This is a genomic window from Clavibacter michiganensis (assembly GCF_002151125.1).
Classification (GTDB): Bacteria; Actinomycetota; Actinomycetes; order Actinomycetales; family Microbacteriaceae; genus Clavibacter; species Clavibacter michiganensis_C.
Genome location: NZ_MDJZ01000003.1, coordinates 1 through 15,517, shown reverse-complemented (window position 1 = coordinate 15,517; position 15,517 = coordinate 1). Strand labels below are relative to the sequence as shown.

The window sequence follows — 15,517 nt, the reverse complement described above, 5'->3', positions numbered from 1 at the left end:
TTGTTCCTCTGGCGTGTCGGCCCGTCGCCGGGCCGCGCCTCAATCTGTTCGTGCGTGAACGAGATCGACCACCGCCTGGACGGTCTGGTCGAAGTCGATGTCCGTGGAGTCGATGGTGGTCACACCATCTGCGGCGTTCATGAAATCGACGACCTGCGAGTCGGCCCGATCCCGGGAGGCGAGTGATTCGCCGACCGCGGCTGCCGACTGGGTCGACGTCTCCGCGGAACGCCTCATCATCCTAGCTTCCGGGGAGGCCGTGAGGAGAATGCGCACCTGGGCGTCCGGTGCGACGACCGTGGTGATGTCGCGGCCCTCGACGACGATGCCGGGCTTGTCGCTCGAGGCCATGAGCGAGCGGAACAGCTCCACCATGTAGTGGCGCACCTCGGGCACGCGCGCCACGCGGCTCACGACGGCGGAGACGCGCGGCTCGCGGATCGCCTCGGTGACGTCGGTGCCGCGGACGCTCACGCGCGTCTGGTCGGGATCGATCGCGATGTCGTAGTCGAAGCCCTCGATGAGGCTCGTGACGGTGGCGGGATCCTCGGTGTCGACCCCGCTCTCCAGCGCGAACCAGCTGAGCGCGCGGTAGGCGGCGCCCGTGTCCTGGTAGTCGAAGCCGAGGGCGCGCGCGGCGGCGCGGCTCACGCTCGACTTGCCGCTGCCCGCGGGGCCGTCGACGGCGACGACCGTGCGGTTGAGCGTGGCGTCCACCAGCAGTGCGTCTTCCAGCGGGTCGGGTGCGTTCACAGCGTCTCCGGTCATCCGGCGATCCTCCAGTTCCGTTCTTCCAGCCGCGCGACCAGGCGGTCGCGGGCCTCGGGCAGCACGGCGATCTCCACGAGACCCACCTGCGCCCCCTGCGAGTGCTCGAGGCGCAGGTCCTCGATGCTGACGTCGGCGGCGCCGACCTCGGAGATCAGCGCGGCCAGCTGGCCGGGGCGGTCGTCGATCATCACGGTGATGGCGGCGAAGCGGCGGTCCTGGCCGTGCTTGCCGGGGATCCGGGCGACGCCCGCGTTGCCCGCGTGGATCCGCTCGGCCACCCGCAGCCGGGCCCCCTGCGCGTCGACATCGTCCAGCGCGTCGATGACCTCGTCGAGGTCGGTGCGGAGCGCCTTCAGGATCGGCACGATGCGCGAGGCGTTCGCACCGAGGATCTGCACCCACAGCGCCGCGTCGCTCGACGCGATGCGCGTGGTGTCGCGGAGGCCCTGCCCGGAGAGGCCGAGCGCGGTCGCGGCGCCGTCGGTCAGCCGCGACGCTAGGAGGCTCGCGACGACCTGCGGCACGTGCGAGACGAGGGCCACCGAGGCGTCGTGCTCCTCGGCCGTCATCTCGATGGGCACGGCGCCGAGATCGAGGATCAGCTGCTCGACGCGCGCGCCCGCGGAGTACGTGATCCCGTCGTGGCCCGCGATGACCCAGGGCCGGCCGAGGAAGAGGTCGCCCGTCGCGGAGACGGGGCCGCCGCGCTCGCGCCCGGCGAGCGGGTGCGATCCGAGGTAGCGGGAGAGGTCGGCGCCCATCGCGGCCAGCTCCGCGAGCGGCGCGGCCTTCACGCTCGCGACGTCGGTGACGAGGGCGTCCGGGTGCGCGGCGAGCTCGGCCGCGACCACGCGCGCGGTCACGTCCGGCGGCACGCAGACCACGACGAGCGAGGGCCGGTCGGGCGCCGCGCCGATGTCGGCGATCCGTCCCGCGCCCATGTCCGCGGCGAGGCGGAGCGTGGTCGGCGACGCGTCGGCCAGCACCACGTCGACGCCGCGCGCGCGGAGGCCGAGGGCGATGCTCGTGCCGAGGAGGCCCGTGCCGACGATGCGGACGGTCCCCTGCACGCGCGTGTCGGTCGCGGCGGCCGCGCCCGCGGCCTCGCTCACTCGCCGTCCTCGCGGTCCACGTCCCCCTGCGCCTCGGCGGCGGCGCCGGCACCCTGCGGGGTCGCGGGTCCGGCCTGCGCGCGGGCCTCGCGCGAGATGGTGAGCAGCTGGCCGAGCTCGTCGGAGGTGAGGTCGCGCACGCGGCCGACCCCTAGTGATCCGAGGTGCAGCGGCCCGAACTGGCGGCGCACGAGCTCCTCCACCGGGTGGCCGACCTCGTCGAGCATGCGGCGCACGATGCGGTTGCGGCCCGAGTGCAGCGTGATCTCCACGAGCGTCTGGTCGCCGCCGCCGGAGAGGATGCGCGCGCGATCCGCCTGGATCGGCCCGTCCTCGAGGTCGACGCCCTGCGTGAGCCGCTGGATCGTCTGCGGCGTGACGCGGCCCGTGACCTTCGCGATGTACGTCTTGAGCACGCCGAACGACGGGTGCGCGAGCACGTGCGCGAGGTCGCCGTCGTTGGTGAGGATCAGCAGGCCGCTCGTCTCCGCGTCGAGGCGGCCGACGTTGAACAGGCGCTCCTCGAACTCCTCCGTGAACTCGCGGAGGTCCGGTCGGCCGCGCTCGTCGCGCAGCGAGGAGTAGATGCCGACCGGCTTGTTGAGCATGAGGTAGCGCTTGGAGGTGTCGAGCTGCACGGCCTGGTCGTCGACCGCGACCTCGTCCACGTCCGGGTCGATCCGGCGGCCGGGCTCGGTGACGGTCTCGCCGTTCACGGTGACGCGGCCCGCGGCGATCATGTCCTCGCAGACGCGGCGGCTGGCGACGCCGGCGGCGGCCATCACCTTCTGCAGGCGGACGCCCTGCACCGGCTCGTCCGGGTTCCAGGCATGGTCAGAGGAGGGGGTCATGGAAGCCTTCCGCCCCGTCGGGGAGCAACGGGGAGATCGGGGGGAGCTCGTCGAGCGAGTTGATGCCGAGCTGCGTGAGCAGGTGGTCTGTCGTACCGTAATGGATCGCGCCGGTCTCGCCGTCGGTGAAGGCCTCGGTCACGAGGCCCCGCGCGAGCAGCGTCCGCACCACCGAGTCGACGTTCACGGCGCGGATCGCGGCGACCTGGCTGCGGCTGATCGGCTGCTTGTACGCGATCACCGCGAGCGTCTCGAGCGCGGCCTGCGAGAGGCGCGTCGGGTTCTGCGTGAGCACGTGGTCGCGGATCACGGTGTCGTACTCGGGCCGCACGTAGACGCGCCAGCCGCCGCCGACCTCGCGCAGCTCGAAGCCGCGGCGCACTCCCCCGGCCTTGCCGTCGAAGTCGTCGACGAGCCGCTGGATCGCGCGGCGCACCTCGCGCACGGGCGTCGAGGTCGCGGTCGCGAGGGTCGTCACGGTCTGCGGCTCGTCGGCGACCATGAGCAGCGCCTCGAGCGCGCGGTCGAGGTCGAGCGGGGCGTCGGGCGCGATGCCGTCCACGGGATCCACCGGCTCAGCTGTCATAGCCGGCCCCCAGGCTCGCGAGGGCGTCGTCGGTCCAGCTCTCGGCGGTCCACGTGAGCGTCAGCTCGCCGAGCGCCTCGGGCTGGTCGAACTCGATCGCGGCCACGCGATACAGCTCCAGCACGGCGAGGAACCGCGCGATCACGACGCCCGTGAGCCCCGCGTCCGCGACGAGCTCGCGGAACGTGACCGGCTCGCCGCCGCGCAGGCGCGCCACGACCACGGCCGCCTGCTCGCGGATGCTCACGAGCGGCGCGTGCAGGTGGTCGAGCCCCACGGTCGGGATCTCGCGCGGCGCGAGCGCGAGCAGCGCGATGGCCGCGAGGTCGGCGGGCGAGGTGGTCCACACGAGCTCCGGCACCTGCGCGCGGAACCGCTCCTCGAGCGGCACGTCCCTGAACGCGCGGCCGGACTCGGCGGCGAGCCGCTCCTGGAACCACGACGCCGCCTGCTTGAACGCGCGGTACTGCAGCAGACGGGCGAACAGCAGGTCCCGCGCCTCGAGCAGCGCCACGTCCTCGGCGTCCACGAGCTCGCCCTGCGGCAGGAGCCCGACGAGCTTGAGGTCGAGCAGCGTCGCCGCGACCACGAGGAACGAGCTCGCCTCGTCGAGGTCCTCGGGTCCGTCGAGCCCGCGGATGTGGGCGATGAACTCGTTGGTCACGAGGCTGAGGCTCACCTCGGTGATGTCCATCTCGTGGCTGCCGATGAGCGAGAGCAGCAGGTCGAACGGGCCCTCGAAGTTGCCGATGCTGACGCGGAACGCGCGCTCCGGATCCGCCCGGAGGGCCGCGGCGTCCGCGTCGGCGGCGAGCTCCGGCTCGGCCAGGGGTGCACCCCTACGCGACGGCGCCACGCGCGATGAGCTCCCGCGCCACCTTGCGGTACGCGAGGGCTGCCGGGTGCTCGGGCGCGAACTGGATGATGGGCTTGCCCGCCACCGACGCGTCCGGGAACTTGACCGTCCGGCCGATCACGGTCTCGAGCACGCTGTCGTCGAACGCCTCGACCACGCGCTGGAGCACCTCGCGGGAGTGCAGGGTGCGCGAGTCGTACATGGTCGCGAGGATCCCGTCGAGCGCGAGCCCCGGGTTCAGCCGGTCCTTGACCTTGTCGATCGTCTCGACGAGGAGCGCGACGCCGCGGAGCGCGAAGAACTCGCACTCCAGCGGGATCAGCACGCCGTGGCTCGCCGTGAGCGCGTTGACGGTGAGGAGGCCGAGCGACGGCTGGCAGTCGATGAGGATGACGTCGTAGTCGGCGCTCACCTTCCGCAGCACGCTCGCGAGGATCTGCTCGCGCGCCACCTCGTTGACGAGGTGCACCTCCGCGGCCGACAGGTCGATGTTCGCGGGGATGACGTCGAGGCCCTCGAAGCCCGTGGTCTGGATGGCCTCGCGCGGGTCCTTCACGGTGCCGAGCAGGAGGTCGTAGATGGTGACGGCGTCGTGCGTCTGCACGCCGAGGCCGGCGGAGAGGGCACCCTGCGGGTCGAAGTCGACGGCGAGCACGCGGCGGCCGTAGCTCGCGAGCGAGGCGCCCAGGTTGATGGCGGTGGTGGTCTTGCCGACGCCGCCCTTCTGGTTGCAGAGGGAGATGATCTTCGCGGGTCCGTGCCCGGCGAGCGGCTCGGGCTCGACGAACTCGCGCAGCTCCCGACCGGTGGGTCCGAGCACGGGGACGTCCATTCCCGGGAGCTCGGTCACATCTGGCTTGCGCGTCACGTGGATCTCTTCCTGCCGCTCGTCCGGCGCGGGGGTCCGCCGGATCCTGCGAGTCTACCGGGGAGGGCTCGTCACGCCCGGCGGGCACGCGGGTGCGCGGTCGTGTAGACGTCGCGCAGGGTGTCGACGGTCACGCGCGTGTAGATCTGCGTCGTCGCGACCGACGAGTGGCCGAGCAGCTCCTGCACCACGCGCACGTCGGCGCCGCCCGCGATGAGGTGCGTGGCGAACGAGTGGCGGAAGGTGTGCGGCGAGATCTCCTCGGTGACGCCGGCGCGCTCGGCGGCGGCCTTGATCACGAGCCACGCGTTCTGCCGCGAGAGCGCGTGGCCGCGCAAGCCCAGGAAGAGCGCGGGCGTCGCGGTGCCGCGCGCGGCGAGGATCGGGCGGACGCGCACGAGGTAGGCGTCGACGGCTCGGCGCGCGAAGGATCCGACGGGCACGATCCGCTGCTTGCCGCCCTTGCCGAGCACCCGCACCAGCTCGTCGGCCGCGCCGTCGGGGCCGAGCACGTCGTCGACCGTCAGCGCGGTGATCTCGCTGACGCGCGCGCCCGTCGCGTACAGCAGCTCGAGGAGGGCCTTGTCGCGCACCCGGAGCGGCTCGTCGCCGTCGGTCGCGTCGAGGATCCGCCCCATGGTCTCGATGGAGACGGCCTTCGGGAGGCGGCTCGGCAGCTTGGGCGGCTTCTGGTCGGCGGACACGTCCACCTCGACGATGCCCTCCTCCACGAGGAAGCGGTGGAACGACCGCACGCTCGACAGCATGCGCGCGAGCGACGACGCCGTCAGGCCGTCGCGCTCGGGATCGCGGAGGCGCTGCGCGAAGCCGGCGACGTGGCTCGCCGTCGCACCGGCGGGATCCGCGACGCCCTCGGCCGCGAGGTGCGCCGTGTACCGCGCGAGGTCGCGGCGGTAGGCCTGGATCGTGTTGCGGGACAGGCCGCGCTCCACCTCGACGTGCCGGAGCCAGCGGTCGACGGCCCGCCGCAGCGCGACCGGGACCTCGGGCACGGCGTCGGGCACCGCTCCCCCGGATCCCTGGGCCGCGTCGGTCACGAGCCGGACGCGACCCCGCCGTCGCCGTCGCCGTCGCCGCCGCGGAGCTTCGGGTGCCGCGGCCACGGGGCGTCGGCGGGACCCAGCGTCGCCCAGCCGCGCGAGCGCGCGACGTGCGCCTGCAGCACCGCGATCACGGTCGACGGGTTCTGGATCCGCCGCTCGAGCACCGCCGTGACGACCTCGTCGAGGTCCACCCAGCGCGTCTCGATGTCGGCCTCCTCGTCGGTGCGCGCGAACGCCTGCGCCGTGGGGGTGAGCCCGCGCGCGAGGTACACGCGGATCGCCTCGTCGCTGCCGCCGGGCGTCGTGTAGTACTCGGCGAGCACGCTCCACTCGGCGGCGACCAGGTCGGCCTCCTCGGCCAGCTCGCGCTGGACGGCCTGGAGCGGCGGCTCGTCGGTCACGTCGAGGAGCCCCGCGGGGATCTCCCACTCGCGCATGCGCACGGGGTGCCGGTACTGCTTGATGAGGAGCACGCGGTCCTCGTCGTCGATCGCGAGCACCGCGACGGCGCCCGTGTGGTCGACGTACTCCCGCGTGATCTCGCCGTCGCCGTACGCGAAGGTCTCGCGCCGGATGTCCCAGATCCTCCCCGCGAAGACGCGCTCGCTCGACGTGATGTCGTACGCGACCTCGTCGTCGTGCAGCCCGTCCGCCGGGGATCCCGCGGCGGCGTCGGTCACGCGACGGCCTCGGCGTCGTCCTCGACGAACAGCGTGCTCGCGGCCTGGCGGTCGAGGGCGGCGCGGATCAGCCCGGCGAACAGCGGGTGCGCGCGGTTCGGGCGCGACCGGAGCTCCGGGTGCGCCTGCGTGCCGATGTAGAACGGGTGCACCTCGCGCGGCAGCTCCACGTACTCCACCAGCGTGCCGTCGGGCGAGGTGCCCGAGAACACGAGGCCGGCGTCCTGGATGCGCTCGCGGTACTGGTTGTTGACCTCGTAGCGGTGGCGGTGGCGCTCGTGCGAGACGGGCGCGCCGTACAGCTCGGCCGCGAGCGAGCCGGGCGCGAGCGCCGCCTCGTACAGGCCGAGGCGCATGGTGCCGCCCAGGTCGCCGCCCGCGATGATGTCGACCTGCTCCGCCATCGTCGCGATGACGGGGAACTCGCTGTCGGGGTCGAACTCGCTGGAGGAGGCGCCGGCGAGGTCCGCCTCGTTGCGCGCGTACTCGATGACCATGCACTGGAGGCCGAGGCACAGGCCGAGCACGGGGATCTTGTTGTCGCGCGCGAACTTCAGCGCGCCGAGCTTGCCCTCGATGCCGCGGATGCCGAACCCGCCCGGCACGCACAGCGCGTCCAGGTCGCCGAGCATCTTCGCGGCGCCCTCGGGCGTCTCGCACTCGTCGGAGGCGACCCAGCGCAGCTTCACGCGCGCCGAGTGGGCGAAGCCGCCGGCACGCAGCGCCTCGGTGACGGAGAGGTACGCGTCCGGCAGGTCGATGTACTTGCCGACGAGGCCGACCGTCACCTCGTGCTTGGGGTCGTGGACGGCGTCGAGCAGGTCGCTCCAGCCGGACCAGTCCACGGCGTCGGCGGCCGGCAGGCCGAGGTGGTCGATGAGGTAGCTGTCGAGGCCCTGGCGGTGCAGCATCTCCGGGATGTCGTAGATGCTCGGCACGTCGACCGCGTTCACCACGGCCTGCTCGTCCACGTCGCACATGAGCGCGATCTTCTTCTTGTTGGACTCGGAGACGGGCCGGTCGCTGCGGAGCACGAGCGCGTCCGGCTGGATCCCGATGGAGCGCAGCGCCGCGACCGAGTGCTGCGTGGGCTTGGTCTTCTGCTCGCCGGAGGCGCCCATGTACGGCACGAGCGAGACGTGCACGAAGAAGACGTTGTTGCGGCCGAGCTCGTGGCGCACCTGGCGCGCGGCCTCGATGAAGGGCTGGCTCTCGATGTCGCCGACCGTGCCGCCGATCTCGGTGATGATCACGTCGGGCTGCGGCTCGTCCGAGGCCTGCAGGCGCATGCGGCGCTTGATCTCGTCGGTGATGTGCGGGATGACCTGCACGGTGTCGCCGAGGTACTCGCCGCGGCGCTCCTTGGCGATGACCTCCGAGTAGATCTGGCCGGTGGTCACGTTGGCCGCCTGGTCCAGCTCGATGTCGAGGAAGCGCTCGTAGTGGCCGATGTCGAGGTCGGTCTCGGCGCCGTCGTCGGTCACGAAGACCTCGCCGTGCTGGAAGGGGTTCATGGTGCCCGGATCCACGTTGAGGTAGGGATCGAGCTTCTGCATGACGACGCGCACGCCGCGCGCCGTGAGGAGGTTGCCGAGGCTGGCCGCCGTGAGGCCCTTGCCGAGCGAGGAGACGACGCCGCCGGTCACGAAGATGTGCCTGGTCGTCTTCGCCGCGCCTGTCGTGCTGCTGATGCTGTCCGTCGAGCTCGGGTCCGTGTCCGCTGAATTGATGTCCGCCACGGGCTTCCATCCTACGTGGGATTCGGGACGCCGCGACACCCTCGCCGCGCCGCGGGTCGTCCGCTCAGCGGAGGGACGCCGCGGTCTCCACGAGCTCGCGGGCATGCGCGAGGCCGCTCTCGCTGTCCGGCAGGCCGGAGAGCAGGCGCGCCATCTCCTGGATCCGGGCGTCGCCCTCGAGCTGCGTGACGCTGGACGCCGTGACCTGCCCGTCGCCGCCCTTGACGACGCGGAGGTGGTTGGTCGAGAAGGCGGCGACCTGCGCGAGGTGCGTGACGACGATGACCTGGGCGCGCTCGGCGAGCCGCGCCAGCCGCCGGCCGATCTCGATGGCCGCGGCACCGCCGACGCCCGCGTCGACCTCGTCGAACACGAAGGTGGGGACCGGGTCGTCGCCCGCCACGACGACCTCGATGGCGAGCATCACGCGCGACAGCTCGCCGCCCGACGCCCCGCGCCCGAGCGGACGCGCCTCGGCGCCGGCGTGCGGCCGCAGCAGGATCTCCACCCGGTCGGCACCCGACAGCGCGGGCTCCTCCCGCGGCGACACGCGCACCTCGAGCGACGCGTCGGCCATGGCGAGCATGCCGAGCTCCGTCGTGACGGCCGCGGCGAGCCGCGCGCCCGCCTCCGCGCGGACCGCGGTGACGCGCGCGGCGAGCTCGACCACGAGCTGCTCGTCGCGCTCCACCTCGACGCGCAGCAGGTCGATGCGGTCGGTGTCGCCGTCGAGCTCCAGGAGCCGCGCGCTGCCGGTGTCGAGGAACGCGAGCGCGTCCTCGACCGTGGGGCCGTGGGCGCGCGTGAGGGCCGCGAGCTCCGCGCGGCGGTCCTGCAGCGTCTCCAGCTCACGGGCGCCGTCGGCGTCGAGCCCCGCCAGGTAGCCGGACAGCTGCACGGCGATCTCGGACACCAGGATCCGCGCGCTGTCGAGCGACTCGATGATCTCGGCGAGGCCCGGATCGTGCGCGGCCACCCGGTCGAGGCGGCGGTGCGCGGTGTCGAGCACGGACGCGGCGTCCGCCATCTCGCCTGCCGCGTCCTCGGACGACATGAGCTCGTGCGCGGCGGACGCGGCGGCGCGCAGGTCCTCGAGGTTCGTGAGGCGGTCGATGCGCTCGCGCAGCTCCTCGTCCTCGCCGGGCTGCGGCGCCACGGCCTCGATGGCGTCGATCGCCGCGCGCAGCTCCTCGGCCTCGCGCGTGCGGGCGTCCTGCTCCGTGACGAGCCGGTCGAGCTCCGCGCGGGCGCCCTGCCAGCGGCGGAACACGTCCTGGTACTCGCCGAGCACGGGCGCGAGCGCGGATCCGGCGAACCGGTCGAGCGCCTGACGCTGCGCGGTGGACGACCGCAGCCGCATCTGGTCGGACTGGCCGTGCACCACGACGAGCTGCTCGCCGATCTCGGTCAGCAGCGCCGCCGGCGCGCCCCGACCCCCGACCGACGCGCGGCTGCGCCCCTCGGACGACAGCTGCCGCGTGACGATGAGCTCGCCGCGCGTGCCGTCGCCGAAGGGATCCACGTCTCCCCCGGCGTCGCGCACGCGCTCGGGCACGGGACCGTCGGCCGCGATGATCCAGCGGCCCTCCACGACCGCGCGCTCGCTGCCCTGCCGCACGGCGCCGGAGTCGGCGCGCGCGCCGAGCAGCAGGCCGAGGGCGGTGACGACCATGGTCTTGCCGGCGCCGGTCTCGCCCGTGACGGCCGTGAAGCCGGGCCCGAGCGGCAGCGTGGCCTGGCCGATCACCCCGAGGTCGCGGATGGTGATCTCCTCAATCACGGTCGACCGGCCCCCTCCAGCCGGTGACCGGCAGCTCGAACTTGTTGACGAGGCGGTCGGTGAACGGCGACTGCTTGAGGCGCGCGAGGCGCACGGGGATGGGCGACCTGCGGGCCTCGACGCGCGCGCCCGGCGGCATGTCGCGCGTGCGGCGTCCGTCGCACCAGAGCACGCCGGATCCGGAGGTGCGGCTGAGCACCTCGACGGCGACCGTGGACTCCGGGCCCACGACGAGCGAGCGCGCGAAGAGCGTGTGCGGGCTGAGCGGCACGACGAGCATCGCCTCGAGGCTCGGCCACACGATGGGGCCGCCGGCCGAGAACGCGTACGCGGTGGATCCCGTGGGCGTCGACACCACCATGCCGTCGCAGCCGTAGGACGCGAGCGGCCGGCCGTCGATCTCCACGACCACCTCGAGCATCCGCTCGCGGCTGGCCTTCTCGACGGTCGCCTCGTTGAGCGCCCAGGTGCGGTAGACGATGTCGGCTCCGACCTTGAGCGTGACGTCGAGCGTCATGCGCTCCTCGACCGTGTAGTCGCGGTCGAGCACGCGGCGCACGGTGGCCGCGAGGTCCTCCCGCTCGCTCTCCGCGAGGAACCCGACGTGGCCGAGGTTCACCCCGAGCAGCGGGACCGAGGTGCCGCGCACGAGCTCGGCCGAGCGGAGGATGGTGCCGTCGCCGCCGAGGACGATGACGATCTCCAGGTCCGCCGTCTGGACGTCCTGCCCGAGGACCGCGACGCCCTGCATGCCGGGCGCGAACGGCAGGATGTCGGCCTTCTCCTCGGCCGTGAGCACGAGCTGCACGTCGGCCTCCGCGAGCTGGCCGCACACGCTGAGCGCGGCGTCGATGGAGTCGCGGCGCCCCGTGTGGGAGACGACCAGGATGTGCCTCGCGGGTCCAGCCACTTCGCTCACGCTCCTGTGATCTCGTTCGACGTCGATCTCCATTGTGTCGGATTGCCACCGGCACGACCGCTGAACCAGGCGAGGTACTCGTGGTTCCCGGCGCCGCCGACGATCGGGGAGGAGACGAGGCCGGCCGTGCCGAGCCCCAGGTCCCAGGCCGCCCAGAGCACCCGCATCACCGCGTCGTCGCGGAGCCCGGCGTCGTGCACGATGCCCTCGCGGATCCCCGTCCGCCCCACCTCGAACTGCGGCTTGACGAGCAGCACGACGTCCGCGTCCTCCGCCATCGTGCGGGCGATGGCCGGCAGCACGAGCCCGAGCGAGATGAAGGAGAGGTCGCCCACGACGAGCGCGGGCCGCTCCCCCGCGAGGTCGTCGGGGGTCACGCCGGCGAGGGACTCCGGCGTGAGGTCGCGCACGTTGAACCCCTCGACGACGTCGACGCGCGGATCCTCGCGGATGAGCGGATCGAGCTGACCGTGCCCCACGTCGAGCGCGATCACGCGCCGCGCGCCCCGCTCGAGGAGCACCTGCGTGAACCCGCCGGTGGACGCGCCGACGTCGAGCGCCAGCCGACCGGCGACGACCACCTCGGGGAAGGCGTCGAGCGCGCCGACGAGCTTGTGGGCGCCGCGGCTCACGTAGGCGTCCGTCCCGGCCACCTCGACGACGGATCCGGGCATCACCCGGTACGACGCCTTGACGACCCCGCGCCCGTCGACCGTCACGAGCCCGTCCGCGATGAGACGGGCGGCGTGCGTGCGCGAGCGCGCGAGGCCGAGGGCCGGCAGGGCGGCGTCGAGCCGGAGGGCGCCGCCGAGCGCCTCGCCGGGCGCGGGCGCGGCCGGGGCCGGGGCCGGGGCCGCGTCGGCGGATCCGTCGCCCGGGTCAGCCACGCGCCGCGGCCCCGTCGCCGCCCTCGAGCCGCGCGCGCAGCTCGTCGTGCAGCAGCGCGAAGGACGCCGCGCGGTCGCCGAGCGGCTGCTCCTCGATGAGCTGCAGCCGGGAGACCAGCTCCTCGGCGACGTCGCGGTCCTCGCGGTCGTCGCGGTCCTCGCGGTCGTCGCGGTCGTCGTCGGGCACGGCACCCGCTCGGCCGCGGTCATCCGGGTCGTCGCTCACGCCGTCACGCTACGCCCGACCGGCGGCACCGACGCCCGCGGCGACGTACAGCGACTCCTGCACGTCCAGCCCGTAGATCGGCCGCCCCGAGTTCCAGATGACGGCGCACGCGGCACGCAGCGTGTCGATCGTCGATCCGCCGTCCTTCACGACCTCGACGCGATCGCCCGCGATGCGGACGGACGACTTCCCGACCGTGGCCACGCGGCCCTCCTGGGAGAAGCGCGTCTCCGGGTACGGCTCGTGCAGCTGCCCGAGGTGCTCGAGGATGAAGGTCGGCCGCTGGTCCTCCTCGGCCGCCAGGAGCTGCTTGGCCCGGTCGATCCCGGTCAGCACGTGCACCGACGCCATGCCGGCGCGCGTCGCCCCGAGGATGTCGGTGTCCAGCCGGTCGCCGAGGAACACGGGTCGCGTCGCGCCGAAGCGCTCGCGGGCCACGTCGAAGATCGGCGTCTCCGGCTTCCCGGCCACCACGGGCAGGCGGCCGACGGCCGTGTGCACGGCCGAGACGAGCGTGCCGTTGCCGGGCGCGATGCCGCGCGCGACGGGGATGGTCCAGTCGGTGTTGGTCGCGACCCACACCACGTCCGGGTCGGCCAGCGCGAAGGCGGCCTCGGCGAGCTGGGTCCAGCCCACCTCCGGCGCGAATCCCTGCACGACGGCTGCCGGCCCGTCCTCCGTGGAGCGCGTGACCACGTAGCCGGCCTTCTCGAGCTCGTGCACGAGCCCCTCGCCGCCGACGACCAGCACGGTGGATCCCGCGGGCACCCGGTCCGCGAGGAGACGCAGCGCGGCCTGCGGCGACGTGACGACGTCGTCGGGCGCGACCGTGAGCCCGAGCGAGCTCAGGTGCTCGGCGACGGACGCATCCGTGCGCGACGCGTTGTTGGTGATGTACCCCAGCCGGATCCCGTCGCCGGCCGCGCGGTTCAGCGCGTCGACGGCGTGCGGGATGCTGTCCGGTCCCGCGTACACGACGCCGTCGAGGTCCGCGAGGATCACGTCCACGCCCTCGAGGGGGGCGCTGCCCTTCGCCGCCCTAGCGAACATCGTGCTCGCCCTCCCCAGCGGCGTCCGCGGCGGGATCCGCGTGGAGCTCGTCATCGACGTCCACCGCGATGTCCGCGCTGTCGCCGTCCTCGCTCGGCGGGCTGGGCTCCTCCGCGACGGGATCGCCGGATCCGTCATCCGCGGTCCCCGCCGGGTCAGCCTCGCCGGCCTCCTCCGCCTCGTCCGCAGCGTCCGCTGCCTGCGGGGCGCGCTCGGTGTCCGCCATCGAATCGGGTCCGTCGCCCGCGCTCGATGCGCCTTCCTCGGTGGATGCGCCCTCCTCGACCGGGTCCTCGTCCCCCAGCTCCTCCTCGACGACCTCGACCATGTCATCCCACCCCTCGTCGGGATCCGCGAACGCCGCATCGGCCGCGTCCGCCCGCTGCCGCCATTCCTCGGCCTCCGCGCCACGGCCGAGCTCCTCGAGCACCTCCGCGTAGGCGTGGAACAGACCCGCGCTGTAGGAGTAGGCCACGTCGCGGTTCAGCTGCGCGATGGAGAGCTCCGCCAGAGCGGCCTCCGCCTGGCCGAGGTCGAGCCGCGCGCCCGACATCGCGATCGCGAGCGCGACCTGCTCCGCCGCCGGCAGCGTCTCCTTCGGCACGGAACGTCCCAGCTCCAGGGCCTTGTCAGGGCGTCCCTGCCCGCGCTCGCTGTCGACCATGAGGGCGAGCTGGTCGTTCTTGCCCGAGATGCGCCGGTAGGTCCGCAGCTCGCGGAGGGCGAGCGCGTAGTCCCCCACGGCGTACGCCGTGATCGCCAGGGACTCCCGGACCACCGCGATGCGACCCGCCCGGCGTGCGGCAGAGGTGGCGTGCTGGTGCGCGAGCTCCGGATCGTCCTCGATGAGCCGAGCGGCCATCACGAGGTGCTGCGCGACGCCCTCGGCGTTGTCCTTGCTCAGGGTCTTCAACTCGTTGCGGGCGATCCGATCGAGATCGCCCGGCTTCACGTCCTCGGGGATCTCCGGATCCTCGTGCCGCGGCCGCACGGAACGCAGCTCCCGAGCTCGCAGCTGCTCCTCCGTGAGGGCCTCCTCGTAGCGAGGGGCATCGCGATCGTTCCGCGCCGGACGACCGTCGCGCGTCCAGAGCTTGTCACCCTCGCGAGGCGGTCGAGCGCCACCACGACCGACGTCGCGTCCTCCGGGCGGACGCCCGCCACTCTCACGGCCGCCGTCCTTGGACCAGGGCTTCCGCTCACCGTCGCGCTGCGGCCTCGCGGCTCCGCCGTCCTTCGACCACGGCTTCCGGTCCCCCTCACGGGCGGGTCGTGCCGAGCCGGATCCCGGAGCGCCGTCGCGGGACCAGGGCTTCCGCTCACCGTCGCGCTGCGGCCTCGCCGCGCCGCCGTCCTTCGACCACGGCTTCCGCTCCCCATCACGAGCCGGCCGAGCCGCACCGGAACCCGGAGCACCGTCGCGCGACCAGGGCTTGCGCTCACCGTCACGCTGCGGCCTCGCGGCGCCACCGTCCTTCGACCACGGCTTCCGCTCCCCGTCGCGGACCGGCCTGTCTCCCGCGGCGCCCCGAGCACCCGACGTCCGACCGCCATCGCGAGGACCACGCGGAGCGCCGGAGGATCCGCGCTCGTAGGGCGGCTTCCCCGCATCGCGGCCGCGCGCAGAGTGCGACGATCCGCGGTCCTGGCCCTCGGGCCGGCTGTCTCGGTCGGATGAGTCGCTCACTGTGCTCCTGTCGGCCGCATGGCCAGATGATGTCTGTGGTGTTGTGGGTGTCGCCGAAGTCAGGTCCCAGGCTAACCGGTGCGAGCTCTCGAACGCGGTCCCCCAGGCGACTACTCCGCGCCGGCTGCTCGAGTCGCGCACGAGTACGGCCCCTGCGAGCATCCAATGCGGTGCCATGCAGCCACGGAAGACAAGCGCCTCGGCACCTTCGCGGGGAGAGGACCGCGCTGCCCGACCCGACGGCGACGCAGGACCGCCGTGTCGCAGGACCACGGCAACGACGGGGGCTGCATGACCTAGATGACGGGTCGTTCTCGATGCAGCGGGCGTTAACGCGAGAAGGCCCGTCGCACGATGTGCGACGGGCCTTCCCGTTACTACCAAATCAAGTCCGGCGGTGTCCTACTCTCCCACAGGGTCCCCCCTGCAGTACCATCGGCG

The 15,517-nt window shown here is 73.3% G+C and carries 15 protein-coding genes; all 15 read right to left on the bottom strand.

The annotated features are described in order from the left end of the window. Nucleotides 1-39: 39 nt before the first annotated feature. The 15 genes from cmk to BFL37_RS00765 all read right to left on the bottom strand — a co-directional run bounded on the left by cmk (nucleotide 40) and on the right by BFL37_RS00765 (nucleotide 14,380). Complete coding sequence (gene cmk, locus BFL37_RS00835) at nucleotides 40-768, bottom strand: (d)CMP kinase (RefSeq protein WP_241533777.1); 729 nt, start codon at nucleotides 766-768, stop codon at nucleotides 40-42. Next, complete coding sequence (locus BFL37_RS00830; RefSeq protein ID WP_086513291.1) at nucleotides 765-1,883, bottom strand: prephenate dehydrogenase; 1,119 nt, start codon at nucleotides 1,881-1,883, stop codon at nucleotides 765-767. The genes cmk and BFL37_RS00830 overlap by 4 nt, the downstream gene beginning before the upstream one ends. After that, complete coding sequence (locus tag BFL37_RS00825) at nucleotides 1,880-2,734, bottom strand: pseudouridine synthase (protein WP_086513290.1); 855 nt, start codon at nucleotides 2,732-2,734, stop codon at nucleotides 1,880-1,882. Before BFL37_RS00825 ends, BFL37_RS00830 begins: the two co-directional genes overlap by 4 nt. Further along, nucleotides 2,718-3,320: an SMC-Scp complex subunit ScpB gene (scpB, locus tag BFL37_RS00820; protein ID WP_086513289.1), complete on the bottom strand. Its 603-nt coding sequence runs from the start codon at nucleotides 3,318-3,320 to the stop codon at nucleotides 2,718-2,720. The genes BFL37_RS00825 and scpB overlap by 17 nt, the downstream gene beginning before the upstream one ends. Beyond that, complete coding sequence (locus BFL37_RS00815; protein WP_086513288.1) at nucleotides 3,310-4,176, bottom strand: segregation and condensation protein A; 867 nt, start codon at nucleotides 4,174-4,176, stop codon at nucleotides 3,310-3,312. The genes scpB and BFL37_RS00815 overlap by 11 nt, the downstream gene beginning before the upstream one ends. Beyond that, the gene (locus BFL37_RS00810; RefSeq protein WP_419177468.1) at nucleotides 4,160-5,008 is read right to left on the bottom strand and encodes a ParA family protein; all 849 of its coding nucleotides are present in this window, start codon (nucleotides 5,006-5,008) and stop codon (nucleotides 4,160-4,162) included. The genes BFL37_RS00815 and BFL37_RS00810 overlap by 17 nt, the downstream gene beginning before the upstream one ends. A gap of 107 nt (nucleotides 5,009-5,115) precedes the next feature. Beyond that, the gene (xerD, locus tag BFL37_RS00805) at nucleotides 5,116-6,102 is read right to left on the bottom strand and encodes a site-specific tyrosine recombinase XerD (protein WP_086513287.1); all 987 of its coding nucleotides are present in this window, start codon (nucleotides 6,100-6,102) and stop codon (nucleotides 5,116-5,118) included. Next, complete coding sequence (locus BFL37_RS00800; RefSeq protein ID WP_086513286.1) at nucleotides 6,099-6,788, bottom strand: NUDIX domain-containing protein; 690 nt, start codon at nucleotides 6,786-6,788, stop codon at nucleotides 6,099-6,101. Before BFL37_RS00800 ends, xerD begins: the two co-directional genes overlap by 4 nt. Beyond that, nucleotides 6,785-8,479 carry a CTP synthase gene (locus BFL37_RS00795; protein WP_172403707.1) on the bottom strand — a complete coding sequence of 565 codons (1,695 nt, stop codon included), beginning with the start codon at nucleotides 8,477-8,479 and terminating at the stop codon, nucleotides 6,785-6,787. Before BFL37_RS00795 ends, BFL37_RS00800 begins: the two co-directional genes overlap by 4 nt. Before the next feature lie 112 nt (nucleotides 8,480-8,591). Further along, nucleotides 8,592-10,307 (bottom strand): DNA repair protein RecN, encoded by a 1,716-nt coding sequence (recN, locus tag BFL37_RS00790; RefSeq protein WP_086513284.1) that lies wholly within the window; start codon nucleotides 10,305-10,307, stop codon nucleotides 8,592-8,594. After that, a complete protein-coding gene (locus BFL37_RS00785; protein WP_431305844.1) occupies nucleotides 10,300-11,217 on the bottom strand; it encodes an NAD kinase in 918 nt (305 codons plus the stop codon). Before BFL37_RS00785 ends, recN begins: the two co-directional genes overlap by 8 nt. A gap of 5 nt (nucleotides 11,218-11,222) precedes the next feature. Then, nucleotides 11,223-12,113 carry a TlyA family RNA methyltransferase gene (locus BFL37_RS00780; RefSeq protein WP_172403704.1) on the bottom strand — a complete coding sequence of 297 codons (891 nt, stop codon included), beginning with the start codon at nucleotides 12,111-12,113 and terminating at the stop codon, nucleotides 11,223-11,225. Next, nucleotides 12,106-12,339 (bottom strand): hypothetical protein, encoded by a 234-nt coding sequence (locus BFL37_RS00775; protein ID WP_143331572.1) that lies wholly within the window; start codon nucleotides 12,337-12,339, stop codon nucleotides 12,106-12,108. Before BFL37_RS00775 ends, BFL37_RS00780 begins: the two co-directional genes overlap by 8 nt. 9 nt (nucleotides 12,340-12,348) lie before the next feature. Further along, nucleotides 12,349-13,389: an HAD-IIA family hydrolase gene (locus BFL37_RS00770; RefSeq protein WP_086513281.1), complete on the bottom strand. Its 1,041-nt coding sequence runs from the start codon at nucleotides 13,387-13,389 to the stop codon at nucleotides 12,349-12,351. Next, on the bottom strand, nucleotides 13,379-14,380 hold the full coding sequence (locus BFL37_RS00765) for a hypothetical protein (RefSeq protein WP_086513280.1): 1,002 nt from the start codon (nucleotides 14,378-14,380) through the stop codon (nucleotides 13,379-13,381). The genes BFL37_RS00770 and BFL37_RS00765 overlap by 11 nt, the downstream gene beginning before the upstream one ends. Nucleotides 14,381-15,517 lie beyond the last annotated feature (1,137 nt).

Excerpts from the sequence above, each read along its gene's own strand:
- BFL37_RS00770 (WP_086513281.1), bottom strand. The coding sequence starts at position 13,389 with ATGTTCGCTAGGGCGGCGAAGGGCAGCGCCCCCCTCGAGGGCGTGGAC.
- BFL37_RS00825 (WP_086513290.1), bottom strand. The coding sequence starts at position 2,734 with ATGACCCCCTCCTCTGACCATGCCTGGAACCCGGACGAGCCGGTGCAG.
- BFL37_RS00810 (WP_419177468.1), bottom strand. The coding sequence starts at position 5,008 with ATGGACGTCCCCGTGCTCGGACCCACCGGTCGGGAGCTGCGCGAGTTC.
- scpB (WP_086513289.1), bottom strand. The coding sequence starts at position 3,320 with ATGACAGCTGAGCCGGTGGATCCCGTGGACGGCATCGCGCCCGACGCC.
- cmk (WP_241533777.1), bottom strand. The coding sequence starts at position 768 with ATGACCGGAGACGCTGTGAACGCACCCGACCCGCTGGAAGACGCACTG.